At 63.8% G+C, this 25,520-nt stretch carries 21 protein-coding genes, 1 tRNA gene and 1 pseudogene; 10 read left to right on the top strand and 13 right to left on the bottom strand.

Annotated features, from left to right (window positions below; genetic code table 11):
• Positions 1 to 30 precede the first annotated feature (30 nt).
• Positions 31 to 2,505, top strand: a complete 2,475-nt coding sequence (locus ACSMEV_RS06960) for a TonB-dependent siderophore receptor (protein WP_459207772.1) — start codon at positions 31 to 33, stop codon at positions 2,503 to 2,505.
• Positions 2,506 to 2,763: 258 nt separating this feature from the next.
• On the opposite strand, the gene ACSMEV_RS06955 is transcribed toward ACSMEV_RS06960, so the two are convergent.
• From ACSMEV_RS06955 to ACSMEV_RS06940, 4 genes are all read right to left on the bottom strand, one after another.
• Entirely contained in the window at positions 2,764 to 3,621 is an 858-nt protein-coding gene (locus ACSMEV_RS06955) for an RHS repeat-associated core domain-containing protein (RefSeq protein WP_459207771.1), read from the bottom strand.
• Positions 3,622 to 3,958: 337 nt separating this feature from the next.
• Positions 3,959 to 5,116, bottom strand: a complete 1,158-nt coding sequence (locus tag ACSMEV_RS06950; protein ID WP_459207770.1) for an MFS transporter — start codon at positions 5,114 to 5,116, stop codon at positions 3,959 to 3,961.
• 122 nt (positions 5,117 to 5,238) lie between these two features.
• Positions 5,239 to 5,367: a hypothetical protein gene (locus ACSMEV_RS06945; RefSeq protein WP_296265599.1), complete on the bottom strand. Its 129-nt coding sequence runs from the start codon at positions 5,365 to 5,367 to the stop codon at positions 5,239 to 5,241.
• A 188-nt stretch (positions 5,368 to 5,555) separates the two neighbouring features.
• On the bottom strand, positions 5,556 to 6,779 hold the full coding sequence (locus ACSMEV_RS06940) for an MFS transporter (RefSeq protein ID WP_459207769.1): 1,224 nt from the start codon (positions 6,777 to 6,779) through the stop codon (positions 5,556 to 5,558).
• 190 nt (positions 6,780 to 6,969) lie between these two features.
• Here ACSMEV_RS06940 and ACSMEV_RS06935 point away from each other — a divergent pair, with 190 nt between their 5' ends.
• The 3 genes from ACSMEV_RS06935 (at position 6,970) to ACSMEV_RS06925 (ending at position 8,870) form a co-directional block, all read left to right on the top strand.
• On the top strand, positions 6,970 to 7,899 hold the full coding sequence (locus tag ACSMEV_RS06935) for a FecR family protein (protein WP_459207768.1): 930 nt from the start codon (positions 6,970 to 6,972) through the stop codon (positions 7,897 to 7,899).
• A 95-nt stretch (positions 7,900 to 7,994) separates the two neighbouring features.
• A tRNA-Met gene (locus tag ACSMEV_RS06930) sits at positions 7,995 to 8,071 on the top strand.
• 364 nt (positions 8,072 to 8,435) lie between these two features.
• Positions 8,436 to 8,870 carry a DUF2628 domain-containing protein gene (locus ACSMEV_RS06925; protein ID WP_459207767.1) on the top strand — a complete coding sequence of 145 codons (435 nt, stop codon included), beginning with the start codon at positions 8,436 to 8,438 and terminating at the stop codon, positions 8,868 to 8,870.
• 43 nt (positions 8,871 to 8,913) lie between these two features.
• On the opposite strand, the gene ACSMEV_RS06920 is transcribed toward ACSMEV_RS06925, so the two are convergent.
• From ACSMEV_RS06920 to ACSMEV_RS06905, 4 genes are all read right to left on the bottom strand, one after another.
• Positions 8,914 to 11,499 carry a bifunctional diguanylate cyclase/phosphodiesterase gene (locus ACSMEV_RS06920; RefSeq protein ID WP_459207766.1) on the bottom strand — a complete coding sequence of 862 codons (2,586 nt, stop codon included), beginning with the start codon at positions 11,497 to 11,499 and terminating at the stop codon, positions 8,914 to 8,916.
• 340 nt (positions 11,500 to 11,839) lie between these two features.
• Entirely contained in the window at positions 11,840 to 12,541 is a 702-nt protein-coding gene (locus ACSMEV_RS06915; protein WP_459207765.1) for a DUF3053 domain-containing protein, read from the bottom strand.
• A 126-nt stretch (positions 12,542 to 12,667) separates the two neighbouring features.
• Positions 12,668 to 13,123 (bottom strand): ribosomal protein S18-alanine N-acetyltransferase, encoded by a 456-nt coding sequence (gene rimI, locus ACSMEV_RS06910; RefSeq protein WP_459207764.1) that lies wholly within the window; start codon positions 13,121 to 13,123, stop codon positions 12,668 to 12,670.
• The gene (locus ACSMEV_RS06905) at positions 13,120 to 13,920 is read right to left on the bottom strand and encodes an energy transducer TonB (RefSeq protein ID WP_459207763.1); all 801 of its coding nucleotides are present in this window, start codon (positions 13,918 to 13,920) and stop codon (positions 13,120 to 13,122) included. Before ACSMEV_RS06905 ends, rimI begins: the two co-directional genes overlap by 4 nt.
• A gap of 159 nt (positions 13,921 to 14,079) precedes the next feature.
• Here ACSMEV_RS06905 and mksB point away from each other — a divergent pair, with 159 nt between their 5' ends.
• The 3 genes and pseudogenes from mksB to mksF form a co-directional block, all read left to right on the top strand.
• Complete coding sequence (gene mksB / locus ACSMEV_RS06900; protein ID WP_296265584.1) at positions 14,080 to 15,354, top strand: Mks condensin complex protein MksB; 1,275 nt, start codon at positions 14,080 to 14,082, stop codon at positions 15,352 to 15,354.
• Positions 15,344 to 16,015, top strand: coding sequence for an Mks condensin complex protein MksE (gene mksE, locus ACSMEV_RS06895; protein WP_459207762.1), 672 nt, complete (start codon positions 15,344 to 15,346; stop codon positions 16,013 to 16,015). The genes mksB and mksE overlap by 11 nt, the downstream gene beginning before the upstream one ends.
• A pseudogene (gene mksF / locus ACSMEV_RS06890) lies at positions 16,012 to 18,845 on the top strand (Mks condensin complex protein MksF); the annotation flags it as partial. The gene mksE and the pseudogene mksF, both read left to right, overlap by 4 nt.
• 511 nt (positions 18,846 to 19,356) lie before the next feature.
• Here the strand turns inward: mksF and ACSMEV_RS06885 are convergent.
• From ACSMEV_RS06885 to rplU, 5 genes are all read right to left on the bottom strand, one after another.
• The gene (locus tag ACSMEV_RS06885) at positions 19,357 to 19,815 is read right to left on the bottom strand and encodes a CreA family protein (protein WP_459208300.1); all 459 of its coding nucleotides are present in this window, start codon (positions 19,813 to 19,815) and stop codon (positions 19,357 to 19,359) included.
• Between the two features lie 24 nt (positions 19,816 to 19,839).
• Positions 19,840 to 20,958, bottom strand: coding sequence for a glutamate 5-kinase (gene proB / locus ACSMEV_RS06880; RefSeq protein ID WP_459207761.1), 1,119 nt, complete (start codon positions 20,956 to 20,958; stop codon positions 19,840 to 19,842).
• A gap of 383 nt (positions 20,959 to 21,341) precedes the next feature.
• Positions 21,342 to 22,565, bottom strand: coding sequence for an Obg family GTPase CgtA (gene cgtA / locus ACSMEV_RS06875; protein WP_459207760.1), 1,224 nt, complete (start codon positions 22,563 to 22,565; stop codon positions 21,342 to 21,344).
• A 250-nt stretch (positions 22,566 to 22,815) separates the two neighbouring features.
• The gene (gene rpmA / locus ACSMEV_RS06870) at positions 22,816 to 23,073 is read right to left on the bottom strand and encodes a 50S ribosomal protein L27 (RefSeq protein WP_023533198.1); all 258 of its coding nucleotides are present in this window, start codon (positions 23,071 to 23,073) and stop codon (positions 22,816 to 22,818) included.
• 38 nt (positions 23,074 to 23,111) lie between these two features.
• Complete coding sequence (gene rplU / locus ACSMEV_RS06865; protein WP_296265572.1) at positions 23,112 to 23,426, bottom strand: 50S ribosomal protein L21; 315 nt, start codon at positions 23,424 to 23,426, stop codon at positions 23,112 to 23,114.
• 244 nt (positions 23,427 to 23,670) lie between these two features.
• On the opposite strand from rplU, the gene ACSMEV_RS06860 reads away from it, so the two are divergent.
• The 3 genes from ACSMEV_RS06860 to ACSMEV_RS06850 all read left to right on the top strand — a co-directional run bounded on the left by ACSMEV_RS06860 (position 23,671) and on the right by ACSMEV_RS06850 (position 25,496).
• Positions 23,671 to 24,639, top strand: coding sequence for a polyprenyl synthetase family protein (locus ACSMEV_RS06860; protein ID WP_459207759.1), 969 nt, complete (start codon positions 23,671 to 23,673; stop codon positions 24,637 to 24,639).
• Between the two features lie 117 nt (positions 24,640 to 24,756).
• On the top strand, positions 24,757 to 25,098 hold the full coding sequence (locus ACSMEV_RS06855; protein WP_459207758.1) for a zinc ribbon domain-containing protein YjdM: 342 nt from the start codon (positions 24,757 to 24,759) through the stop codon (positions 25,096 to 25,098).
• A gap of 149 nt (positions 25,099 to 25,247) precedes the next feature.
• Positions 25,248 to 25,496 carry a PA4570 family protein gene (locus tag ACSMEV_RS06850; protein ID WP_459207757.1) on the top strand — a complete coding sequence of 83 codons (249 nt, stop codon included), beginning with the start codon at positions 25,248 to 25,250 and terminating at the stop codon, positions 25,494 to 25,496.
• Positions 25,497 to 25,520: the final 24 nt, after the last annotated feature.

Below are 25,520 nucleotides of genomic sequence, written 5' to 3'. Positions count from 1 at the left end.
ATAAGTGGCCTCAACCTTTAGGAGCGCTCCATGATCCACCCTGCCTTTTTCCACCATGATCGACTGCATGGCGCCGTACGCGCAGCCCTGCTCAGCCTGGCCCTGGCTGGCACAGCCAGCCTGCCTGCGTTCGCCCAGACCGCACCTGCCGAGCGAGCGCAGTCGCGCGATTGGCGCATCGCCGCAGGCCCCCTGGCCACGGCACTGGACCAGCTGGCGCGTCAGGGCGGGCTCAATCTGTCGTACGATGCTGCCAGCCTGCAAGGCCAACGAAGCCCGGGCGTACAGGGCCGCCATAGCAGCGCCGAAGCGCTGTCGATCCTGCTGCAAGGCAGCGGCGTGCAGGCCCAACCACAGGGCGACGACAGCTTCGTGCTGGTGCCGGCCATGGACCTGGGTGGCGCGCTGGAACTGGGCGCTACCAGCATTTCCAGCAACCACCTGGGCGTGACCACGGAAAACACCGGCTCCTACACCACCGGAGCGGTGACCATCGGCAAGACCGCGCAAAGCCTGCGCCGTACGCCGCAGTCGGTGACGGTGGTCACCAGCCAGCGCCTGAAGGATCAGAACATCACCAACCTCACCAGCCTGCTGGAGCAGACCCCAGGCGTGGTGGTCAACCTGTTCGACAGTGAGCGGGTGCAGTACTACTCGCGCGGCTACTCGATCGACGCCATCCAGTACGACGGCGCTACCGTGGTTCAGGGCAGCGGCGGCGGCTCGTTCGTGCAGAGCGACGCGGCGATCATCGACCGTGCGGAAATCCTGCGCGGCGCCACCGGCATGCTGCGCGGCGCGGGCAACCCGTCCGGCACCGTCAACCTGGTGCGCAAACGCCCCACTGCCGAGTTCCAGGGCGAAGGCAGCGTCACCCTCGGCAGCTGGAACAGCCAGCGCTACGTGGCCGACTTGTCCGGCCCGCTGACCGAAACAGGCAACGTACGCGGGCGGATGATCGCCGTGCACGACGACCGCGACCTGTTCCAGGATTCGCGCAGCGAACGCAAGGAGGTGCTGTACGGCGTAATGGCCTTCGACCTGGACGACAGCACCACGCTGACCACGGGCCTGGAATGGACCAAACTCGACGCCACCGGCGCCTGGGGCAACCTGCCCGCCGACTACGACGGCAAGCCGCTGCCGCTTGGCCGCAGCACCTACCTAGGCGCCGACTGGAACCGCTGGAACCGCAGCAACCTGCAGAGCTTCGCCGAACTGGAGCACCGTTTCGACAACGACTGGTCGCTCAAGCTGATGGCCCAGCGCACCCACTTCGAACTGGCCGACGACGGCTTCAAGCAGACCTACATCACCCGTGCCGCTGGTGACAGCAACCCGACCCGCAACCCCTACCTGATGAGCTACCAGGTGGTCGAAGGCGACGGCGGGGAAAGCCTGCAGAACAACCTCAGCGCCACCCTCAACGGCCCGTTCGACCTGCTCGGCCGCACCCATGAACTGATGCTCGGTGTCGAGCGTATCCGCAACGACTCCTACGCTGCGGCCACGGCCAATACCCAGTCGGGCCTGTTCGATGTGCGCACCTGGGACCCGAAGACCAGCCTGGCCAACCCGAAGATTCCCGTCACCGCACACCCGGTGCGCACCCGCACCACCCAGGAAGGCGCCTACGCCACCTGGCGCATTTCCCTGGCCGACTCGCTCACCGCCATCGTCGGCGCGCGCACCAACTGGTACGACTACGAGCAGGAAAACAACGTGCGCAGCAGCGGCAAGTTCAGCGTCGACAACGAAGTGGTGCCCTACGCCGCGCTGATCTACGACCTCAACGAAAACTTCAGCACCTACGCCAGCTATACCGAAATCTTCAACCCGCAGACCGCCACCGACGTCAGCGGCTCGGTGCTTGCGCCGGTAACCGGCGAAGCCTACGAAACGGGCATCAAGGGCGAGTTCTACGATGGGCGCCTGAACACCTCGCTGGCGTTTTTCCGCATCTACCAGGTGGGCAATGCCCTGGACGACATCAGCGGCCCCAACCCGTGCCTGCCCAACTATGCGACCGGCTACTGCAAGGTCGCGGCGGGCAAGAACCGCAGCCAGGGCTTCGAGCTGGAGGTCTCCGGCGAGGTGCTGCCGGACTGGAATGTGGGCGGCGGCTACACCTACAACACCACCGAGTACCTCAAGGACACCACCAGCAACACCGGCAACGCCATCCGCACCACCGATCCCAAGCGCATGCTGCGCCTGTTCACCAGCTACCGCCTGCCGGGCGAACTGCAAGCCTGGACCGTGGGCGGCGGCGTGCAGGCGCAGAGCAGCATCTACAACCGCAGCGGTACGGTGGAGGCGTCGCAGTCGGGCTATGCGGTGTACAACGCGCTGATCAACTACCGCTTCGACGAGCACTACTCGGTGCAGCTCAATGCCAACAACCTGTTCGACCGCAAGTACTACCGCCAGGTGGCCCCGACCGCCACGGGGTACTACTGGGGCGACCCGCGCAACGTGTCGGTGACGCTGCGCGGAACATTTTAAAGCAGTCTGTGCTAGACAGTCTGAGACCGAAAAAAATGATGTTCGCTGAATAAGCATCTAGCGCTGGCGTTCATCCGCAAGGGCCGTGAGGCGGCCCCAAAGCAGCCCGTTCTTCACCCCTTTGGAATGAGCCTGGTAATTGGGCGGTAGGCGAGCGCCATGTATTTCCCATCAAAATCATTTGCCTTGTATTTCGCAAAAAGGAATTTCAGTGGCTGGTCTGCATCTATCGCCCCTCCCCGACTTAGCAGGGAGCACTCATTGAGGCATCACCCCTTGCGACCTGACCAGCTTCGCTTTCAGCCCCAACGCTTTCGAATAAGTGATGACGGGTTCACCCGTCATCCGACCGGCGGCGCTCAGGTAATAATGGCCCGAGTAATCCGAGACGATGGCATTGTCATTTTTCCAGGAGATATAGCCTGCAGAGATCACACCTGGATTGTTTTCAGAGAAAAAATTGAGCATGGGGTGAGCGAACTCGACAAACCGCTCATCACCGATAATCAGCTCCGCATGGCGAGTGAACACAAATTTGTGAGGCTTTCGGATACCCCTGACTTGAGAACCGTTAACGACCACTTGAAAGGAAGACTCAGAAACATCGGGCATGGCTTGGAATTGCTTCAAGTACTCAGCATACTCATGCGGTTCCGAATCCTGCAGCACTGGAATTTTCGACAGGTCATGTTTTTTTCTAACGGACTCTCGAGCATTGAGCGCGTCAGAGGATCTGTTCATCGAAGTCGCACGCAGTTTATAGAACTGCATATTCTTAATTTTTTCTTGCGGCGCATGGCCGCTTGGATCCGTCCATCCAATAGGGTGGTTGCCAAACGCAGCGTAGGCATTTACGCCACCTCGTCGGAAGGGACTTAGACTATCAGGACTGGCAAAGCGCATTAGACTTGGACAGTAGCGGCGATAACCTTGCCCGAGATGATAGGCTTGAGTGTGATGATCTAAATATTCGCCGTCGTACCCTAGCGTCATAGGGTGCTTGCCATAACGGGTATGGCTGCCGTAAGGCGAGTAACTCACTGCCGCACCGGGAAAGGCGGACTTACTGACACCACGATGAGTACTATCCACTTCGATTGCCCTGTCGATTTGCATGACGGTAACTATTCAGAACCCTGGCAGATCACGCAACTGGCAAATTTTATAGTTAACGGCTTGTTGTCACGTTAAAGCGGCCAGTCATCCACACAGCTGACTGCGCTTTATACGCATTGCTGCCCTCACCGCATCCCATTGCGAAAATCGCGGCGTGGGCCACAACTCCGCGATTCCGTCCAAGCCTCCCGTGCCGCTTATGAGCATGTACGCGGGTGGCAGGATTACTTGGGAGGGGCGAGTTCTCTCACGACAGGTTGACAGCGGTCCGTATGGCCACAAAGCACTAAACCGGACAATCACAGGGCCTCATTGTCGCAACGCTCAACATCTGTATCTATCTAACCAACTCAACGCGGCTCGAACTGTGCCGCCAGGCGCGCCAGGCAAACATCGCGAACGCTCCGGCCATCAGCGCCAATGCCATTGGCAACCCATGCGGCGCGGCCGTCATCGCCGCGCCGCTGAGCAATGGCCCGACCAGGCTGCCGATGCCCCACAGCAAGCCCACGCTGGCATTGGCCATCACCAGATCGCGGCCGCTGAAGCGTTGGCCGATCAGCACCAGCGCCAGGGTATAGATCCCGCCTGCCACTGCGCCCAACAGCACCAGCATCGGCCACAGCAACCATTGCGCCTGCAACAGCCACGGCAGCGCCAGGCCGATCAGCATCGCCAGCACGCCACAGGCCAGGTGCAGGCCGGTACGCTCGACCCGGTCCGCCAACCAGCCCAACGGCAGCTGGAACAGCATGTCGCCGGCGAACACCACGGTCACCATCAACGCCGCCACGGCTACAGCTACGCCATGACCGGTGGCATAGATCGGCAGCAGCGACAGCACCACCGCATCGAAGAACGAGAAGAACAGCACGCCCATGCACAGCGCCGGTGCCACGCGGAAGAACCCGGCCAGGCCGAAGCCTGTGTCGTCGTCGGGGTGCGCCACACGGTCGTTGGGCACGCTGAGCACGATGCACAGCAGTGCCAAGCCGTAGCACCCGCTGACCAACCACAACAGCCACGGGCTCTGCGCGCCCAGCAGCGACAGCAGCGCCGGGCCCAGTACCTGGAAGCCGGTGAAACAGGTGGCGTACAGGGCCATGATCTTGCCGCGGTTGTGCTCGGGGCACAGCTCGTTGACCCAAGACTCGCCGAGGGTGATCGCCACCCCCATGCCCAACCCCAGCATCAGACGCAGCACGGCCAGTTGCCAGAGCGTAGCGAAGCCCCAGTCGAGCAAGACGATGCTGGTCAGGCACAGGCCGAAGCTGAGCAGGTAGATGACCCGTCGGGTCAGGTGTCGGCAGCAGGCATCGACCAGAAAAGCCGAGAGCATCATGCCCGCGGCGGGAATCGCCGAGACGATACCGATTTCCAAGGTGCCGGCACCCGCCGCCTGCAAACGCAGGGACACCAACGGCAAGGTCGCGCCCAGGCTGAAGCCCACCACCGACACTGCGAACAGCAGCCCCACCAACAAACGCAGGTTCATCACATCGTTCCTCGAAGACACGTTCGGCGGCCCCGCAGACGTAGGCCGCATAGATTCCATCGTCCGACGCTCGAAAGCGCGGACACGGGCGCAGCCGACCCATTACGGCTCGGCAGCGCGAATCAGACGTGGTACGGGTGAGGAGAGAAGGTGAAGGCGAACAGCACGCTGCGCCGGCGCTTGAGCACCGTGTCGCTCGGCCAGGCGCGATACCGGGCCTGAAGGTCAGGCGGGCAGGCTAGCGAAGGCATGGAGAGGCGGCGCATGAGGTGTGCTGTAGGAAGAGGCAGGAGCCGCGACTCTAGGCCAGCCGCCCTGCCTCGTCAATCGGCCGCGAGGGGGTGAGCTGGGCCGGCGAGCGGGGAAGTCGTGCGCGCGGTGGGCGCGGGATGTCGACGTAAACGTCGTCTCGATCCCTGCGCGCCACAGCGCCATCGGCCTACTTGCGCGCAGCCTTCTTCGTGGAAGGCAGCAACACCGTCAACAAGCCGAACAACGGCAGGAACGAGCACAGGTCGTACACATATTCGATGCCGCGCAGGTCGGCCACATAGCCGAGCAGCGCCGCACCGATGCCGCCGAAGCCGAACATCAGGCCGAAGAAGATCCCGGCGATCATACCCACGCTGTTGGGCACCAGCTCCTGCGCGTAGACCACGATGGCCGAGAAGGCCGAGGCCAGGATGAAGCCGATGATCACGCTGAGCACCGTGGTCCAGAACAGGTCGGCGTAGGGCAGCGCCAGGGTGAACGGTGCCACGCCCAGGATCGAGAACCAGATCACCGCCTTGCGCCCGATGCGGTCGCCGATGGGGCCGCCGAAGAAAGTGCCCGCCGCCACCGCGCCGAGGAACAGGAACAGGTGCAATTGCGAACTGGCCACCGAGAGGTCGAACTTCTCGATCAGGTAGAAGGTGAAGTAGCTGGTGAAGCTGGCCATGTAGAAGTACTTGGAGAACACCAGCAGCCCCAGGATCACCAGCGCGCCGACCACCCGGCCACGGGACAGGCCATGGGTCACCGTGACGGTCTTGCGGGCCTTGGCCTGGTTCAAGTGGCCTACGTACCAGCCGCGCAGCTTCAGCGTCACGCCGAAGAAGAACAGCGCCGCCAGGCCGAACCAGGCCACGTGGGTCTGCCCGAACGGAATGACGATGGCCGCCGCCAGCAGCGGACCGAAGGCCGAACCGGTGTTGCCGCCGACCTGGAAAGTCGACTGCGCCAGGCCGAAGCGCCCGCCCGAGGCCAGGCGCGCGATGCGCGAAGTTTCCGGGTGGAAGGTCGAGGAACCGATGCCCACCAGCGCCGAGGCCAGCAGGATCATGGCGAAGCTGCCGACGAACGCCAGCATGACGATGCCCACCAGGGTGCACAGGGTGCCCAGCGGCAACAGGTTGGGCGTCGGCCGGCGGTCGGTGAAGAAGCCTACCCAGGGTTGCAGCAGCGAGGCGGTGACCTGGAAGGTCAAGGTGATCAGACCGATCTGGGTGAAGCTCAGGTCGTAGTTGACCTTGAGCATCGGATAGATCGCCGGCAGCACCGACTGGATCAGGTCGTTGATCAAATGCGCCAGGGCGCAGAAGCCGATGATCGACATCACCAGGCTGTTGGCGGGGTTTGCCGGAGTGGGAGCGGTGGAGGTCTGCGTACTGCTGCTGGCCATGGCCGGATCGTCCGTGGGCGAAGTGGAGGTCGATTATCCGGAAACAACTCGTTACTTAGCTACCTTTTTTACCACCCATCCGGCACTTACTTGCAAATGGTTCTCAATATAAATAGCATCGCTGGCACATTGCCCACTGCCGCTTCGGCCTTTCTCACGTTCTTTGCGAGCTGCCCGATCGATGAGCCCGATGCCCGCTCTTCAGCACCTGCCCGATCCTGACCGAGACGCCTTGGAATGGTTCGCTCTGCTGCAACGTCCCGACTGCGACACCTGCCTGCGCCAGGCCTTCGCCGCCTGGTGCGCCGACCCGGTCAACGCCCAGGCGTATGCGAGCCTGGAAGCTCGCCTGCATCGATTGCAGCCGGTGCCAGTGCCGGCGCGTCCGCGACCTCAGGTGTCCACGCTGCGCAAGAGCCGTCTCGGCACCTGCCTGGGCGCGCTGTTCGTGCTCGGCCTGGCCGCCCTCGCCTACCTCTACTGGCCATGGGCGGGACGCCTGGCCAGCCAGTTGCACACCGAGGTCGGCGAACGACGCACGGTGCGCTTGAGCGAAGGCTCCACGCTGCACCTGGACAGCGCCAGCGCGATGAACCTCGACCTGCGCGGCCGCGTGCGGCATCTGCAACTGGTGCAGGGCCAGGTGCTGCTGGATGTGAACCTGGACGGTCGCGAACTGGACGTGCAGGTGGGCGAGGCGCGTATCCAGGTCTTCGGCACGCGCGTACTGATCGCTCGGCATGCCGACTACGACGAAGTGCAGGTACTCAACGGCAAGGCGGTGGTGCAGCAGGACGGCGAGCAGCGTCTGGTGTCGGCCGGCGAACGTCTGACCTTCGACGGCCAAAGTTTGCACCAGGCGCAAAAGATCGACGTGAAAACCGCAGACGCCTGGCGCAAAGGCCATCTGATCGTCAAAGACCTGCCGCTGGGTCAGGTCTTGGAACGGCTGGCGAGCTACCAAGGGCAACGGCTGTGGTTGCTGGACGGACAGACGGCCCATCGCCGGGTGAGCGGCGACTTCGACCTGGACCGCCCTGCCGACACCCTCCAGCGCCTGGCTACCGACCAACGATTGAGGTTCCACGACGTGCTCGGCCACTGGCTACTGGTACGGTGATCGAGGGCATCAGCCTAAGTTTCTGAAAGCGTGCGGATTTTTTTCACATGGAGTGTTGACAGAGGTGCCGGTGAAGAGAATAATGCGCGCCAGTTGGCTACATAGCTCAGTTGGTTAGAGCATAGCATTCATAATGCTGGGGTCCGGGGTTCAAGTCCCTGTGTAGCCACCAAACTCCAGCTAGACGATGTCCGCATCGTCTAGCAACGAAGAAGCCCGCCTTGTGCGGGCTTTTTTGTTTCCGACGTTCGGCGCGAGCCCGCTTCGTCCTAGGCACGCGCCGCTCCCTCCCGAGCCCAGCCACCCGGCACACATTGCTCGAACCCGATTGCACCACCGACCGCCACCTGCGAAGTGCCAACGGCTTAACAGTTCCAAGCGCTTCGAGCCTGCCGGCCCGAACCCAATGAGCGGCAGCCGATCTACACCGATGCTTAAAACGCCCTCCGGCTCGCTTGCGTGTGGTTGCAACGGGTTGCCCGGGGCACTCAGGACGATGTTCCACCTTCGACGAACCACTAAAAGGAGCTTCACCCATGGCAGGCATCGAACCCGCGCGTTCAACGGACGACAGCCCACTCAGCGAAAAATGGCAGGAACGCTTCGCCTTCTTCGAGCGATACGGCGGGCCACAATCGCCAGCCTACCAAGCGGCCTTCAAAGCACTCCCGGCGAAGAAACGCCGCCTGATCTCCATGAACTTCATCGCGTTCTTCTTCGGCATCGTCTACTTCTTCGTGCTGGGCATGTGGCGCAAGAACCTCAGCTTGATCGCGATCAATCTGGCCATCGGTTTTGGCCTGGGCCTGATCGAGATCGCCTTCGACTTCACGTTTCCTCGCGGGATCGAATACGGCATCAACGGCGCCATGGCAGCGATGTATGGCCTGAGCGCCAACTACGGCTATTACCTGACGCGCGTCGAAGGCTCGAAAAGCTGGAACCCGTTCGAGGGGATGCGCTGGTTCTAAGCGCTGCACGGGCGCAGAGACGTACCCACGATGGCCTCTGCGCTCAGCTCTTCTCCAACACCCCGGCATCCTGGGTGACTCGTACCAGAGCGCTGAAGCCTTCGGTGTCCAGAGGCCGGCTCAGGAAATAGCCCTGGCCTTCGTCGCACAATACCGACTTCAACAGCGCCATGTGTTCTTGGGTTTCGATGCCCTCGGCGGTCACGGTCAGCGACAGTGCGTGGCCCAGACCGACGATCGCCTTGATCACGGACTGGTCTTCCTCACCCGTACCCAGCTTCGACAGGAAGCTGCGGTCGATCTTCAGCCCGTCGAAGGGGAAGGTGCGCAGATAGCTCAACGACGAATAACCCGTGCCGAAATCGTCCATCGCAATACGGATGCCCAACGTCTTCAACGTCTGCATGATTTCCAGCGCCAGGCTCGCATCGTCCAGCATGACGTTTTCGGTGATCTCGATCTCCACCCGCCGCGCCTCGATGCCGGTCCGCTGCAAGGCCTGCTGCACACGCTCCACCAGATTGCCCCGTTTGAACTCACTGGGCGAAAGGTTGACCGAGACGAACAGAGGCTCGGGCCAGGTCGTGGCGTAGTCGAAGGCAGTCTCCATGACCCAGTTGCTCAACGCCAGAATCAAACCCGTTTCCTCCGCAATGGGAATGAAGATGTCGGGCGGGATCAGGCCACGCTTCGGATGCTGCCAGCGCACCAGCGCTTCGGCACCCACCATTCGGCCATCGCCAATGCGGAAACGCGGCTGGAAGTGCAGGCATAACTCGCCATGCTTGATCGCGAAACGCAGATCGTTTTCCAGGCGACGGCGTTCGATGATCTTCGAGTTCATGTCGCTGGCATAGAAGCGCCAGGTATTGCGCCCGCACGATTTGGCCTCGTACAGGGCGATGTCGGCGTAGCGCAGCAGTTCAGTGGCCTCGGCAGCGTCGGTGGGAGCCAGCGCGATACCGATACTCGCGCTGACGAACACGTCCTGCTCGCCGACCTGAACAGGCTGCTCGATCGCCTCGATCAGTTGCTTGCACAGCGCTTCCACTTCGTCCTGGCGTTTCAGGTCGGTCAGGATCAGCACGAATTCGTCGCCACCGATACGCGCCACCAGGTCCCCATGGCGGACACGATTAGCCAAACGGCCGGATATTTCGCTCAGCACCGTATCGCCGGCCGCATGCCCGAGCAGGTCGTTGACCGGCTTGAAGCGGTCCAGGTCCAGGCTGAGCATGACCAAGGGCCGCTCGACCGTCGGCCGCTGAGCGAGCTTGGCGTCGAGGAACGCCCTGAGCCGGGTTCTGTTGGCCAGTCCTGTCAGAGCATCGTGCTGGGACAGGAACTCGATGCGTCGGCGCGATTCGATTTCTTCCGTGACGTCGGTCGCGGTACCGCGGAAGGCTTGGTCGCCCATGGCTCTGGCGGACAGGCGGGTGACGCGCTCGCGGCCGTTGGTATCGAGGTAGCGGCAATCGACACTGACGTCGGGCCGACGGTTGGGAATGCCCAACCACTGCGTCACCGATCCCAATTCGGTACACAACAGCCGGTCCATCGGCGCGCCCACCCAGTCATGCCTGACCAACCCAGTCACGGCTTCGAAGCGCTCGGACAAATAGGTGAAACGCCCGTCCCGATCAATTTCCCACACCCAATCGGAACTGGCTTCCACCACATCGCGAAAGCGCGCTTCGCTGATCGCCAGCGCCGCCTGGCTGCGCTGCAAGGATTCATAGCTGGCATCGAGCGCCTGAGCGCTGGCCGTGGTGCGGCGCAAGATCGCCCAGGCCATCAGATAGACCAAGAGCGCGGCCAGACCGATCAAGGGCAAGCCCATGCCCAGCAGCCGCTGACCCGGCTTTTCCGGCGCCCAGTGCAAGCGCCCCGCCGCACCCTTTTCGCCCAGCCCCAGCACATGCGGGCCATCGGCCTCGGCGGCCGTGGCGATGCGCAGCCCCTCCACGCCGTAGTCCTTGCCGAGTGCTCGCAACCTGCTGTCTTCGAGAATGTCGACGAAAATCAGCACCGAAGCCGGTCCATCGTCGACCGTCACGGTCGGATCGGTGCCGGGCGTGATGGCCGCGGCGCCTACCAAGGCGGGTCGGCCGCCGACATCGACGAACAGCGTGGTCGGCGTCTGTGCGTCGCTCCCGGCTCGCGCCTTGGCCAAGATCTGTGGCAACGATCGCTTGAACCAGTCGGACGCCGCCACGCCCTGCAACTGCCCGTCGATGACGGAATAAACGGTCCGATCGGCAGCATCGACCACGAACAGCCCCCCAAAGCCGTAGTCGGCGTACAGCGTCGCCCCGACATTCTGGCGCACATAGGCCCATTCGGTGTCGATGGTCGTGTGCAGGTGCTTGTAGGCATCGCCCCAGAACGCATAATCCTTGACCGTGGCACCTATGGACTTTTCGATGGTCTGCACGGCCTTGCGGACATGGAACGCGCTTTCGCTCTCCTCCCTGCGATCCAGGTCGTTGGCCAGGTACAGGATCAAATAGCCGGCAAGCAGGAACACCCCGGTCAACAGGCCTACGAACTTCAACAGCGAGGCACGGATGATCGCCACGCCCGAGCGACGGTGCGTGGAGGGGGTCGTGGAAAAAAGGTCTTCGGGCATGGGCGTACCGCTGCTATCGACGCGAAAGGGGGTATCAGGCTATCGGCTGCACGGCGAGGAATTTTAGGCGCCGGACGGTATTGCGCCAGTACGTTCGGCCGGCGGGCAAGGGCGCTGCACCGAGCGACGCGCTGCCCGATACCAGCCCCTTGGAGGATGAAACCATGCCTTTTGCGCCAAACAGAAACAGTGAAGCCCGCATCGCGCGGGCTTCACTGTTTCGGCTACGCGTCGTGCATCACATACCGGCCTCACACGCCCTTGTGCAAACGCGCCACTGAAGCCTCGCCTGCACAGGCCGCTTGGCCGCGATGCCTGACTCGCGCCTGACGCGACGCACTCAGCGCCCGAACATCACCGACTGCATGCGCGTCTGCGCTTGTTGCACGGCCTTGCCTTGGGCATTCACCGCTTGCAGCCGGGCGTTCAGCTCTTCCAGGACTTTCGGGTCCTGGACAGTGATCTGCGAGCCGTTGATCTGGATCTGCGCCTTGTGGGCTTCGACGTAGTCGCCTACCTCCGAGATCGCGTTCATGGCCGTGTCGATCTGCGGCAGCACTTCCATGAAGGCAGTGGTCGGCGCGCTGACCGTGCGGTCGTAAGCCTTGTCGTAGACGGTTTTCAGGTCTTCGGGCTGCTTGAGCTTGGCATGCTCGGCGTCGGCATGGGCCTGGTACTGCTTGAGGTGCTCGCCCATGTCGTTCAGCCCGGTCTGGGCAGCCTTGAGGTCGGCACGGTGGTCGATCACATCGTTCAACGAACGCACCGAAATGGTTTTCACCAGGTTGCCCAACGGCTTGACGCTCTCGTCCATCTTGCCGTTGAAGTCGGTGATCACGGCGTAGTGCGAAGCATAGTCGCCGAACGCCTTGGATTCGTCTTCGCTGGGCTTGGGTACGTGAACCCCTGGCTTGTCGAGGATACGGGTCTGCAGGAACTGCTTGAAGGCGGCGCGCTGGTCGGGCTCGCTGTCGCCGCAGGCGGCGAGCACGAGAGGGAGGACGGCGGCCAGAAGCCAGTGGGGACGGAACGAGACGTGCATGTCGGTGGATCTCCAGACTGTAAGGGGATGTGTCACCGGCATTAGTCCGACGAAACGCCGGTAAGTTTTACCCTCCTCCCCAGGCTGTGTCTTGCCGCACAGAACGCAGGAACGATCCCGGCCCGGTCAGTCCTCGAACAACGTACAGGCCATCACCAACGCATCCTCCCGCCCCCCGGCCAGGGGGTAATAATCCCGTCGCCGCCCGATCTCATTGAAACCGAAGCGCTCGTACAGCCGGTACGCCGACTGGTTGCTCGCACGCACCTCCAGGAAGCACTCGCGACCGTTGAGCTGCCAGGCGCGGGCCATAAGGTGTTCGAGCAGGCGTAGGCCCAGGCCGCGACCCTGGTTTTCTGGCTTCACGGTGATGTTGAGCAGATGCGCTTCGTCGATGATGACGTTGATCACGCCATGCCCCACCTGCTGCTGGCCGTCGAACATCAGCCAGACTTCGTAGGACTTGAGCGCATCCTGGTAGATGCCGCGGGTCCAGGGGTGGCTGAAGGCGGCGTATTCGATCTTCAGTACGGCATCGAGGTCCGCCTCGGTCATGGGGCGGAAGGTGATCGCGTCACTCATGCAACGGGTTTCCAGCGCGCCATCAGCTGGCGCATGGCTTTCCAGACATCGGCCTTGCGCTGCGGCTCGTCCATCAGAAGTTCGAGACCCGGCAGCGCCCAGGCAGTGCCCAGGCCGTCGACCTCGAGCGTTTGGTAATAGGCCGATTCCTCGGCGGCGCCGGCGAAGCGCATGGCCGGCAGGCCGACCAGCCATAGGCAGGCGCAAGGGGCATCCTCAAGCCGGGCCTGGACGAACGCCTGGACGAATTCGCGTGCCGCGTCCGGGCCCTGATCGAGGTTGCCGCGCATCAGCATCGGCCAGCGCACCGGCTCGCCGACGATCTGCGGCGCGTCCGGCAGGCCGGCGGCGCGCAGCATGTCCTTGAGCAGCAGGTACGATGGGTCGCGGCTTTGGAACGGCTGGCCGGTGGCCAGTTCCACCAGCAGCGCGCAATGGCCGGCGCGCAGCAATTGCAGGGCGAAGCGTGGCGGTGCGACGCGTGCGGGCTTGGCCGCCGGTGCCTTGCTCTCCTCGGCTTGCGCCGCCTTGACGGCCGGCTTGGCCATGCTGCTCGGGCGCGGCACTTCGATCTTCGGCCGCTCGGCCGCACGCGGGGTTGGACGCGATGCGGGCGCAGCGGCGGCCGCGGTGGCAGACGCCACTGGCGCAGGGTCGAGCAGCGGCTCGTCGGGCAGCGCCACCGGCAGCAGCAGTTCAGGCCGCGAAGGCGCGGCGAACGGCAGCTCGGCGCGCGGCAGCCAGTGCACCACTTGCATGGCGGAAAGGTAGGCGCGGCGGCGGGGCTCGGTCAGCACGGCAGGGTCGTCCGGGGGAAACAGGTCGGCATTCTACCGTTGTTGCGCCGGTTTTGCCGCAACGGTCGAGCGCGAATGTGGCCCGCGCCAAGGGGTGAAACCCGGCCCCCCGTATGCAGTACAATCGCCGCCTTTCACCGGGCAACGAGTCGACCCACCATGATCGAACCCAAGCGCGTCCTGCGCGCCCTCGCCGAACACTGGGCCTTGCTCGAACCGCTGTGCGAGCGCTTCGACCAAGGCACCCTGAGCCTGGTCGAGCTGCGCCAGCACCTGGCGCGGCATCAGCCCGAGAGCACGCCGCAGGACATCACCCAGCTGCTCGATCAATGGATTCGCCTGGACATCCTGGTGCCGGTGGCCAAGAGCCCCAACCGCTTCGAGCTCAACGCGCAGATCCACGATTTCCTCGCCTACCTGCGCCGCGAACACCGCCTCGGCCTGTGCCTGGAGATCGAGGCCTACCTGCGCCACCTCGAACGCCTGGCCGGGCACATCCAGGACGCGTTCGACAACCGCGACAGCGACGACCTGGCGCGCCAGTTGCGCCTGCTCGACATGCGCGTGCGCGATGTGTTGAAGAAGCTCGACAACGACGAGCAGGCCCTGGTCGCGGTAGCCGAACGGGCCAAGACCAGCAGCCGGCAGATCCCCTTGCGCCAGCGCTATGCCGAAGTGCTGGCCACCTGGGACGAATACGTCGAGCCGATGATCCAGCTGGTCAACGCCGACGGCGCCTTCGAGCGTGGCGTGCGCCAGGTGGAAAGCGTGCTGCTCACGCTGCTGGGCGAACAGGCGCGGCTGGGCCATCTGGTCGACGACGACATGCTGCTGCGCACCCATGCGCGCATCCTGGAAATGCAGACCAGCGCACAGCTGACCTTGCGCCATGCCCGCGAACTGCTGCTGCCGCTGCGCGAAGAGGCGCGCCGGCACAACGCCGTGACCCGCGGCGCCGCCCTGGCCCTGGCGGTGATCCGGCGCAAGGGCCTCGACGCCCTGCCCCATGCCGCCCTGCCGCTGTTCACCCGGCCGCAAAGCACGTTTCTGGGCAGCGCCAGCCAGGTCGAAGCCTATGTGTACGCCCTGGCCCGCTTCGAGCCCAAGCCGACGCGCTTCCCCAAAGCGCATCGCACCGAGCGCGACCCGGCCCAGGCGCCGCGCACGGTCAAGGAAATGCTCCAGCGCTGCGAAGCGGCCCTGCCGATGCCCGACCTCATGGTCTGGTTGCTGGAGCAGGAGCCCGAAGGCGCCACCGACGAATTGCTGTACTGGTTCTCGCGCCTGTCGCGGGACAAACGCTTCAGCCGCCAGCGGCTCGAGCGGCGCGACTACGCCACCCGCGAACACCGGGTCAGCCTGCACTCCTGCGCCCTGAGCTCCAGCCGCGACGCCACGCCCGACTCCAACGCGAGCCCCGTCCATGCATCTTGATCTTTCCGAACTGTCCCAGCTGGCGCCGATCTTCCGCGAGCTGTTCAAAGGCTTCCACGTCAGCCGCCGCGACCCGGAGCTGTACGCGCAACTGTCGAACTTCCAGGACCAGTACCGCACCCTGTTCAAGGCCCTGGGCTTCGAGCTGGTGTGCGACACCCGCGGCTTCTATTACTTCGTCCCCGAGCAGGCCGCCGCGCACGTCAACAAGACCGCCCAACGTCTGTCGCTGTTCACCTTCATCCTGGTCGAGCACCTCGCCGACCAGGGCCGCGACCCGCTGGCAGTGCTCGACGGCGGCAGCCTGGGCCGCGACGAACTGCCGTCGCTGCTGGACAAGTACCGCGAGCTGTTCCAGCAGGCCGAAGTGCAGAGCGTCGAAGACCTGGAAGAGAAGATCCTTCGGCGCATGACGCAGCTGGGCTTCGCCCATGAGGAAGGCGGCGTGTACCGCTTCCTGCCGCCCATGCACCGTTTCCTCGACGTGTGCCTGTCGGTGCAGCAGGACCGCGATCTGGCCGCCACCCTGCACAGCGCCCTGCCCCTGCCGACCCCGGCCTTGGCCGATGAAGGCGACGACAGCAACGAGCCTGCGGACGAAGACGAAGACGCCGCCCTGGCCCGCGCCATCCGCGAAGAACAGCAGGAGCACGACGCATGAGCCAGGAACGCTACGGTATCCGCCGCTTCGCGCTGCTCAACACGGCCGGCTACAGCCTCGGCCTGTTCCCGCTGGAGCACCCGCTGTCGGTGTACGGCGCCAACAACCTGGGCAAGTCGGCGTCGATCAACGCCTTGCAGTTCCCCATCCTGGCGCGCATGTCGGACATGAGCTTCGGCAAGTACAGCCTGGAGCAGTCGCGGCGCTTCTACTTCGCCAGCGATACCAGCTACATCCTCTGCGAACTCGACCTGCCCCACGGCAAACACGTGGTCGGCGTGGTCGGGCGCGGGCCGGGCGGCGGCTTCGGCCACCAGTTCTTCGCCTACCAGGGCGAGTTGGACTTGGCCCATTACCAGCACGACGACACCTGCCTGCGCCAGAAGGAGCTGTTCGCCAACCTCGAGCGCCACGGTTTCAAAGCCTACGAACTCAAGCCCGACGAATTGCGCCGCCTACTGGTCGGCGGACACACCTCGGTGCCGTTGGACCTGACCCTGATTCCGCTGCGCTCGACCAGCGAACACAGCCTCAAGACCTTCCGCGCCCTGTTCATCAACCTGCTGCACATGCGCGAAATCACTGCGGCCAAGCTCAAGCAGCTGTTCCTCGATGCCTTCGAGCACAGCTTGCGCTCGGGCAGCGTCGACTACATCGCCGCTTGCGAAGAAGCGTTCCGCGACGTGCGCCGCATGGAGCAGGACTACAACGCCCTGGTCACCGCCGGCCCGCTGATCGAAGCCCTGGCCGGCGGCGTGGCCCAGCGCGACGTGCTGCGCGGCAAGCTGCAGAAGATCTCGCCGTTGCTCGACAACCTGCTCGGCACTTGGCAGGACTATGCTCTGGCTCGTCGCGAAGAGTTGGTGATCCAGGCCGAGCACTACCGCACCGAGCAGGACAACCTGCAGAACACCCAGCGCAGCGGCACTCAGGAACTGATGCGCCTGGAGCGCGAAATCGCCGGCTGCCAGCGCTGGCTGGGCGAGCTGTCGGTGCTCAAGCAGCGCTTCGCCCTGGTCGAGGACGTCAAGCAGCTCGAACAGCAACTGCTGGCGGCCAAGGACGCCCACGACGAGCTGGCCGGCGCCCTGGCCCACTCGCGGCAGTTCTCCAGCGAGGACCTCGACGAGCGCCTGCGCGACCTGGAACAGCGCCTGAAAAGCGTGCGCCAGCAGCTCGACCATGCCGACAACAACAGCTATGCGCGCTTGCGCGAAGAGTTCTCGCAGCCGGACGTCGACCGCCTGATGCGCCTGTTCAACGGCGCGCTGTTCAGCCTGCCACTGGGCGAACGCGGCATCGAACTGGATGACGGCGCGCAGTGGGTCAAGACCCTGGAAGCGGTGCTTGATCAGTTCAAGGGTGAGCGCTTCGAAGCGCCGGGTCTGTCCATCGACCTGTCGCACATCGACCCACCGGCGTTGCAGGCATTGGCCGACCGTGCCGCGTTGCGCGACCAGAAAGAGCGCCTGGAAAAGGAGCTCAAGCAGCTCAAGACCCAGCAGTCGGTGGCCCACGACCGCAGCGCCAGCAAGGCGCAGAGCGAGGCGCTGTACCAGCAGGTGCTGGATGCGCAGAAGGCGCTGGAGGATTTCCGCCGCAGCCAGACGCTGAGCGTCGAGGAAGGGGAAAAACTCGAGCAACTGGCGCAACTGGAAGCGGCGCAGGACGAACTCAAGCGCTCCAGCGACGCGTTCACCGAGCGCGTGCAGCAGTTGTCGGCCAAGCTGCAACTGGTCGGCCGGCAACTGGCGGACATGGAGGCCAAGCAGCGCACCCTGGACGATGCCCTGCGCCGGCGCCAACTGTTGCCCAGCGACATGCCGCAGGGCACGCCGTTCATGGAGGTGGTCGACGACTCCATGGACAACCTGCTGCCCTTGCTGAGCGACTACCAGGACAGTTGGCAGGCACTGCAACGGGTCGACAACCAGATCGAGATGCTCTACGCCCAGGTGCGCCTCAAAGGCGTGGCCAAATTCGACAACGAAGAGGACCTCGAACGGCGCCTGCACCTGCTGATCAACGCCTACTCGCACCGCAGCGAAGAAGCCCTGACCCTGGCCAAGGCGCGCCGCGCGGCGGTCACCGACATCGCCCGGACCTTGCGCAACATCCGCAGCGACTACGACAGCCTCGAACACCAGCTGGCGCTGTTCAACCGCGAGATCAACAAGCGCCAGGTCTCCAACCTGGAGAGCTTCCGCGTGGTGCTGGCGCCGAACAAGGAAGCGCTGCGCCACATCGACCAGATCATCCACAGCGCCGGGCAATACGAGGAAGGCGAGACGCTGTCGGTGTTCGACCTCAGCCACAGCGTCGAGCAGGACCAGAAGAACGAGCAAGCCAAGGAGTACCTGGCGCGCCTGGTCGCGGCCAACCATAACCAGTTGGGCCTCAAGGAGCTATTCGAACTGGCGTTCGAGATCACCAAGATCAACGGCCAACCGGTGATCCATGCCGACATCGACGGCGCGGCATCCAACGGTACCACCATGACCATCAAGGCGCTGACCAACATGTACCTGTTGCTGCACCTGATGGACCGCGACCTGGCCAGCCGCATCCGCCTGCCCTACTACCTGGACGAGGCCGCCGACATCGACGAACGCAACCAGGCGGCGCTGCTGGAAACCAGCCAGCAGTTGGGCTTCGTGCCGATCCTGGCGAGTGTCAAGCCGCAGGTGTCGGCGCAGGTGGCGATCGATCTGGAAGGCGGGAGTGGGCCGAACGGGATCTACATCGACGAGTCGGACTGGAAGTACATCAGTCCGTTGTAGTGGAGATATCGGGATCGACTGGCGCTCAGCGCACGCCTACGGAAGCGGGCGCCAGTCACTGCCCCCCGTGGCAATGGCTACCCTTCACTGACTCCATAGAAGCGGCCGGTTCAGCGCTCCGATTAGCCGCGATGGCCGGCGCAGCCGGCCCAAGGGTCCAACCTCATCCTGCAGACTCTGCGCGGTGCCTGGTTTGGACCGGCTGCGCCGGCCATCGCGGCTGAAGCCGCTCCCACAGGATAGGCGCCACCCTGCGAAATAAGCGCCCCCTTCCTGGAGGAGGGGCCGGTTCGGCGTTCCGATCAGTCGCGATGGGCCGCGCAGCGGCCCTGATGGCTGCAACCTCCCCTTTGCACACCTGCGCAGTGCCCAGTTAGGGCGGCCGAAGCCGCTCCCACGCAGTCATGATCGCTGTAGGAGCGGCTTCAGCCGCGATGGGCCGCGCAGCGGCCCCGATGGCTGCAACCTCATCTTTGGGCATCTGCGCGGTGCCTGATTTTAGGTGGCCGAAGCCGCTTCCTCCTGAGTGCTATGGCATCAACCGATACCCAGCGACACAGGTCATTGCGCCCAAGGCAGGATCGGAATCGCCGTCACCGCATTCTGCGGGCTGCCTTCGATCACGCGGTCGCTGTAGACCAGGTACACCAAGGTATTGCGTTTCTTGTCGAAGAAGCGCACCACCTGCATGGTCTTGAACACCAGCGAGGTGCGTTCCTTGAACACGCTTTCACCGTCCTTCAGGTCGCCCTTGAAGTTGATCGGCCCTACCTGGCGGCAGGCGATGGAGGCTTCGGCGCGGTCTTCGGCCAGGCCCAGGCCACCCTTGAGCCCGCCGGTCTTGGCGCGCGACAGATAGCAGGTCACCCCTTCCACCTTAGGGTCGTCGAAGGCCTCGACCACGATGCGGTCGTTGGGGCCGACGAACTTGAATACCGTCGACACCTGGCCGATCTCTTCAGCGCCCGCTATCGGCGACAGGCCCAGCAGCGGCATGGCTAGCGCCGCCGCGACAATCATCTTCTTCAACATTGGGTTATTTCCTCAGACCAGCACCAGATTGTCGCGATGCACCAGCTCGGGCTCGGCGCTGTAACCCAGGATGCCCTGGATCGCGTCCGACGCCTGGCCGATGATTTTTTGCGCCTCGAGAGCGCTGTAGTTGGCCAGGCCCCGGGCTATTTCGACGCCCTGCGCATCGACGCAGACCACCATCTCGCCACGCCGGAAGCTGCCCTGCACGGTCTTTACGCCAACCGGTAGCAGGCTCTTGTGCGCCTCTTTGAGCGCCTGCACGGCGCCCTCGTCGAGCACCAGCGTGCCGCGGGTTTGCAGGTGCCCGGCCAGCCATTGCTTGCGCGCGGCGAGCATGCCGCGTTCGGGCGAGAGCAAGGTGCCTAGGCGCTCGCCGGCCTTGAGCCGGTCGAGCACGCGTTCGATGCGCCCGCCAATGATCACCGTGTGGGCGCCGGAGCGTGCCGCCAGACGCGCAGCGCGTAGCTTGGTCTGCATGCCGCCGCGGCCCAGCGCGCCGCCGGTGCTACCGGCCACCGCGTCGAGGCTGGCGTCGTCGGCGCGGGCTTCATGGATCAGCGCGGCGTCGGGGTTGTTACGCGGGTCGGCATCGAACATGCCGTCGCGGTCGGTGAGGATCACCAGCAGGTCGGCTTCGACCAGGTTCGCCACCAGCGCAGCCAGGGTGTCGTTGTCGCCGAAGCGGATTTCGTCGGTGACCACCGTGTCGTTCTCGTTGATCACCGGCACCACGCCCAGCTCCACCAGGGTGCGCAGGGTGCTCCGGGCGTTGAGGTAGCGTTTGCGGTCGGATAGGTCGTCGTGGGTCAGGAGAATCTGCGCGGTGTGCTTGCCATGTTCGCCGAAGCTCGATTCCCACGCCTGTACCAGACGCATCTGACCCAGGGCCGCCGCCGCTTGCAGCTCGTTCATCGCGCTCGGCCTGGTGGTCCAGCCCAATTGGCTCATGCCGGCGGCCACGGCGCCCGAGGACACCAGCACCAACTCCACACCGGCCTCGCGCAAGGCCACCATCTGCTCGACCCATACGGCCATGGCGCCGCGGTCCAGCCCTTTGCCATCGGCCGTCAGCAGGGCGCTGCCGATTTTCACCACCCAGCGCCGCGCACCTGTCACCTTGCTTCGCATCGTTTCTCCAACCTATGTCGAATCCGTAGATACCGTTGTCGCAGGCGCTGTATGAAATCGGACTGCAAGCGGCCGACGAAAGCGTGATGCCGCCCGGGTCAGGCACTGCGCCCAAGGCCAGTCAGTCAAGCCGAAGTGTGTTAATTAGGGCTGCTTTGCAGCCCCTCGCGGCTGAAGCCGCTCCTACAGGTTCCATGCTCGATCTGTAGGAGCGGCTTTAGCCGCGATGGGCCGCCAAGCGGCCCCGATTGCTCAACTTACCGGCATCAGGGGCTGCGCCTTTTTCTTTTCGTCCGCGTGCAAACCCTTTTCATACAGGGCCTGGAAACCAAAACGCCGCTCGAATGAGCGGCGTTCAGTGTACTGCAACTTGCTGCGGGCGATCAGTCGCGCACGTAAATGATTTCCGGGCCGTCTTCGTCGTCTTCGAAGTCGTCCCAATCATCGTCGTCGCCGATGTCGTGCACGCTCTTCACGCCGGTACGGCGCAGGGTGCGGGCATCGTCCAGGGCTTGCAGCTGGGCGCGGGCTTCGTCTTCGATGCGCTGGTCGAGCTCGGCCAGCTCGGCGGCGAACACCGGGTCGTTGGCCAGGCGGTCGGCGCGGTCTTCGAGGTAACGCATCAGGTCGTGGCTGAGCTTCTCGGTGCCCTGCTTGGAGATGGCCGAGATCACGTAGACCGGGCCTTCCCATTGCAGGCGCTCGACCACTTCCTGAACGCGCTCGTCGCGCTCGTCGTCCATGATCATGTCCGACTTGTTCAGCACCAGCCAACGCTCACGCTCGGCCAGCGACGGACTGAAGCGGGTCAGCTCGTTGACGATCACTTCGGCGGCATCGGCCGGGCTGCTCTCGTCGAGCGGCGCCAGGTCCACCAGGTGCAGCAGCACGCGGGTACGCGCCAGGTGCTTGAGGAAGCGGATACCCAGGCCAGCGCCATCGGATGCGCCTTCGATCAAGCCCGGAATGTCGGCGATGACGAAGCTCTTCCAGCGGTCGACGCTGACCACGCCCAGGTTCGGCACCAGGGTGGTGAAGGGGTAGTCGGCCACTTTTGGCTTGGCGGCCGAGACCGAACGGATGAAGGTACTCTTGCCGGCATTGGGCAGGCCCAGCAGGCCGACGTCGGCCAGCACTTTCATTTCCATCTTCAGGTCGCGCTGATCACCCGGCTTGCCAGGCGTAGTCTGGCGCGGCGCACGGTTGGTGCTGGACTTGAAGCGGGTGTTGCCCAGGCCATGCCAGCCGCCTTGGGCGACCATCAGTTTCTGCCCGGGCTTGATCAGGTCACCGATCACTTCCTGGGTGGTGGCGTCGATCACCGTGGTGCCGACCGGCACGCGCAGGAACAGGTCTTCGCCTTTCTTGCCGGTGCAGTCGGTGCTGCCGCCGTTGGCGCCGCGCTGGGCCTCGTGGTGGCGGGTGTAGCGGTAGTCGACCAGGGTGTTGAGGTTTTCGTCGGCGACCATGTACACCGAGCCGCCGTCACCGCCGTCGCCCCCGTTGGGGCCGCCGTTCTCGATGAACTTCTCGCGGCGGAAGCTCATGCAACCGTTACCGCCGTCGCCGGCTTTGACCTTGATGGATACTTCGTCAACAAACTTCATTAGAAACCGCCTCTCGCCTGCGGGCGAGCTGAATAACTGAATAACCTGAGGCTCTTGCAAAGATGAGCGCGGCGGCCCCGTACGACCTCAAGCGCTGCGCGAAACGGACGGGCACAGGCCCAGCCCCTCTTGCACGATCGCCACACACCACGCCGGCAGCCCAAACAAACAGCTTTGCAAGAGGCTCACCACAAATGACACAAATGAAAAAGCCCCGTCGCATGACGGGGCTTCGAGAGCGGCGTCGCGATTAAGCGGCGACGATGCTCACGTAACGGCGGTTGAACTCGCCTTTTTTCTCGAACTTGATCACGCCTTCGATTTTCGCGAAGAGGGTGTGATCCTTGCCGATGCCCACGCCGTAGCCTGGGTGGAATTCGGTGCCGCGCTGGCGAACGATGATGTTGCCCGGCTTGATCACCTGGCCGCCGTACATCTTCACGCCAAGGCGTTTCGATTCTGAGTCGCGACCGTTACGAGTACTACCACCAGCCTTCTTGTGAGCCATGGTTCAATTCTCCAAATAAATTCAGGGGACCGAGGCGATTAAGCCTGGATACCGGTGATTTTGATCTCGGTGAACCACTGGCGGTGGCCCATACGCTTCATGTGGTGCTTACGACGACGGAACTTGATGATGCGGACTTTATCGTGACGGCCTTGCGAAACGACTTCGGCAACGACGGTAGCGCCGGCGACGACTGGAGCGCCGATGGTGACGGCGTCACCGTTGGCAACCAGCAGAACGCGGTCGAACGTGATGGATTCGCCGGTGGCGACTTCCAGCTTCTCGACCTTGAGGAATTCACCTTCAGCGACTTTGTACTGCTTGCCGCCGGTAACGATTACTGCGTAAGACATGGGTATTTCTCCGATAATCCTGCTCACCCAGCGCTTTATAGGAAGAGTATTGGCTGGCATGGCTGCATGAGCTGGGAAGGCCCGATGCAATTGCGTAAGGCAGGTGCTGCCCAGGAAAGTAGGGTGCGCGATTGTACGCAACCCATGATGCCCTTGCAAGCCTCGCCCCGCTGCCGGACCGGACGCGCCTTGACACGCCGGAACCCGCGACCTAGCATGCCGCGCACCCCCAATGGAGCAGCCGATGCAACCCCAGACCTTCTACCGCGCGGTGGCGGAAGACTTTCACGCCGTCGACGAGATCATCAAGAAACAGCTGACCTCGCGCGTACCGCTGGTATCGAAGATCGGCGACTACATCACTTCGGCGGGTGGCAAGCGCCTGCGTCCGTTGCTGGTCCTGCTCTGCGGCAAGGCCCTGGGCCGCGAAAGCGACGACCTGCGCCTGCTGGCCGCGACCATCGAGTTCCTGCACACCGCCACCCTGCTGCACGACGACGTGGTCGACATGTCCGGGATGCGCCGTGGCCGCTCCACCGCCAATGCCCTGTGGGGCAATGCACCGAGCGTGCTGGTGGGCGACTTCCTCTATTCGCGCTCCTTCGAAATGATGGTCGAGCTCGGTTCGATGTCGGTCATGCAGATCCTGTCGCGGGCCACGCGCGTCATCGCCGAGGGCGAAGTGCTGCAACTGTCGCGAGTCCGCGACGCCAGCACCACCGAAGAGGTGTACATGGAGGTCATCCGCGGCAAGACCGCCATGCTTTTCGAAGCTTCCACCCACAGCGCCGCCGCCCTGGCCGACGCCGACGAAACCCAGCGCGAGGCCCTGCGCACCTTCGGCGACCACCTGGGCGTGGCCTTCCAACTGGTCGACGACCTCCTCGACTACAAAGGCGACTCGGAAACCCTGGGCAAGAACGTCGGCGACGACCTGGCCGAAGGCAAGCCGACCCTGCCGTTGATCTACACCATGCGCGAAGGCACCGCCGAGCAGGCGGCCCTGGTGCGCCAGGCGATCCAGAAAGGCGGCATCGAAGACCTCGAGCAGATCCGCGTGGCCGTCGAAGCCTGCGGCGCCTTGGACTACACCGCGCAGATGGCTCGCGACTATGTGGCCCGCGCCATCGAGTGCCTGAACGTGCTGCCGGCCAGCGTCTACCGCGACGCCCTGGTCGAACTCAGCGAATTCGCCGTCGCACGTACGCACTGACGCCCTTCCCACGTCGGTGTACGGCAGCCGCCGCACACCGACGCGCAAAACTCCCCTGCCCCGCCCGACAAAACCTTATACAATGTGCGCCTTTCAACGCTCGTCTAAGGAACCGTCGTGAGCTCTTTGCCGCCCTGCCCCCAATGCAATTCCGAATACACCTACGAAGATGGCGCCCAGCTGGTCTGCCCGGAATGCGCCCACGAGTGGTCGGCCAGCGGCGATGCCGAGGCGGCCAGCGACGAGGTGGTGAAGAAGGACTCGGTCGGTAACGTCCTGCAGGATGGCGACACCGTCACCGTCATCAAGGACCTCAAGGTCAAGGGCTCATCCCTGGTGGTCAAGGTCGGTACCAAGGTGAAGAACATCCGCCTGTGCGACGGCGACCACGATATCGATTGCAAGATCGACGGCATCGGCGCCATGAAGCTGAAGTCCGAGTTCGTGCGCAAGGTCTGATGCTGACCGATCAGGGCTGCCAGCGGCAGCCCTGGCATGTCCCGCAACGGGATGCCTATACCGGAAAGAGAAATTCCGCCAATAGGCGCTTGCTATTTTGATAATAAGAATTATTCTCATTGGAAATGATTTCCAAGGAGACCTCTGCCATGACCTACCTCATCGACGCCTGGCTCGACCGCCCACACCCCTACCTGCGCATACTGCACCGCGAGACCGGCGAAGTCTGCGCCGTGCTCGAGCAGGAGGCCATCGACGAATTACGCGAACAAGGCGATCTGGACCTGAGCGGTCTGAATTCCAGCGAGCCGGTGGTGCTCAAGGAGTTGGTACGAAACCTGTTTCTGTTCTGCTATGCCAGGGCCTTGCGCCCGGTCGGTGCGCAGTGGGGGCATTGAACGAGGGAAGGAGGGGCGAGAAGC

Source organism: Pseudomonas sp. MLB6B (genome assembly GCF_054508135.1).
This window is presented reverse-complemented; position numbering and strand designations above follow the sequence as displayed.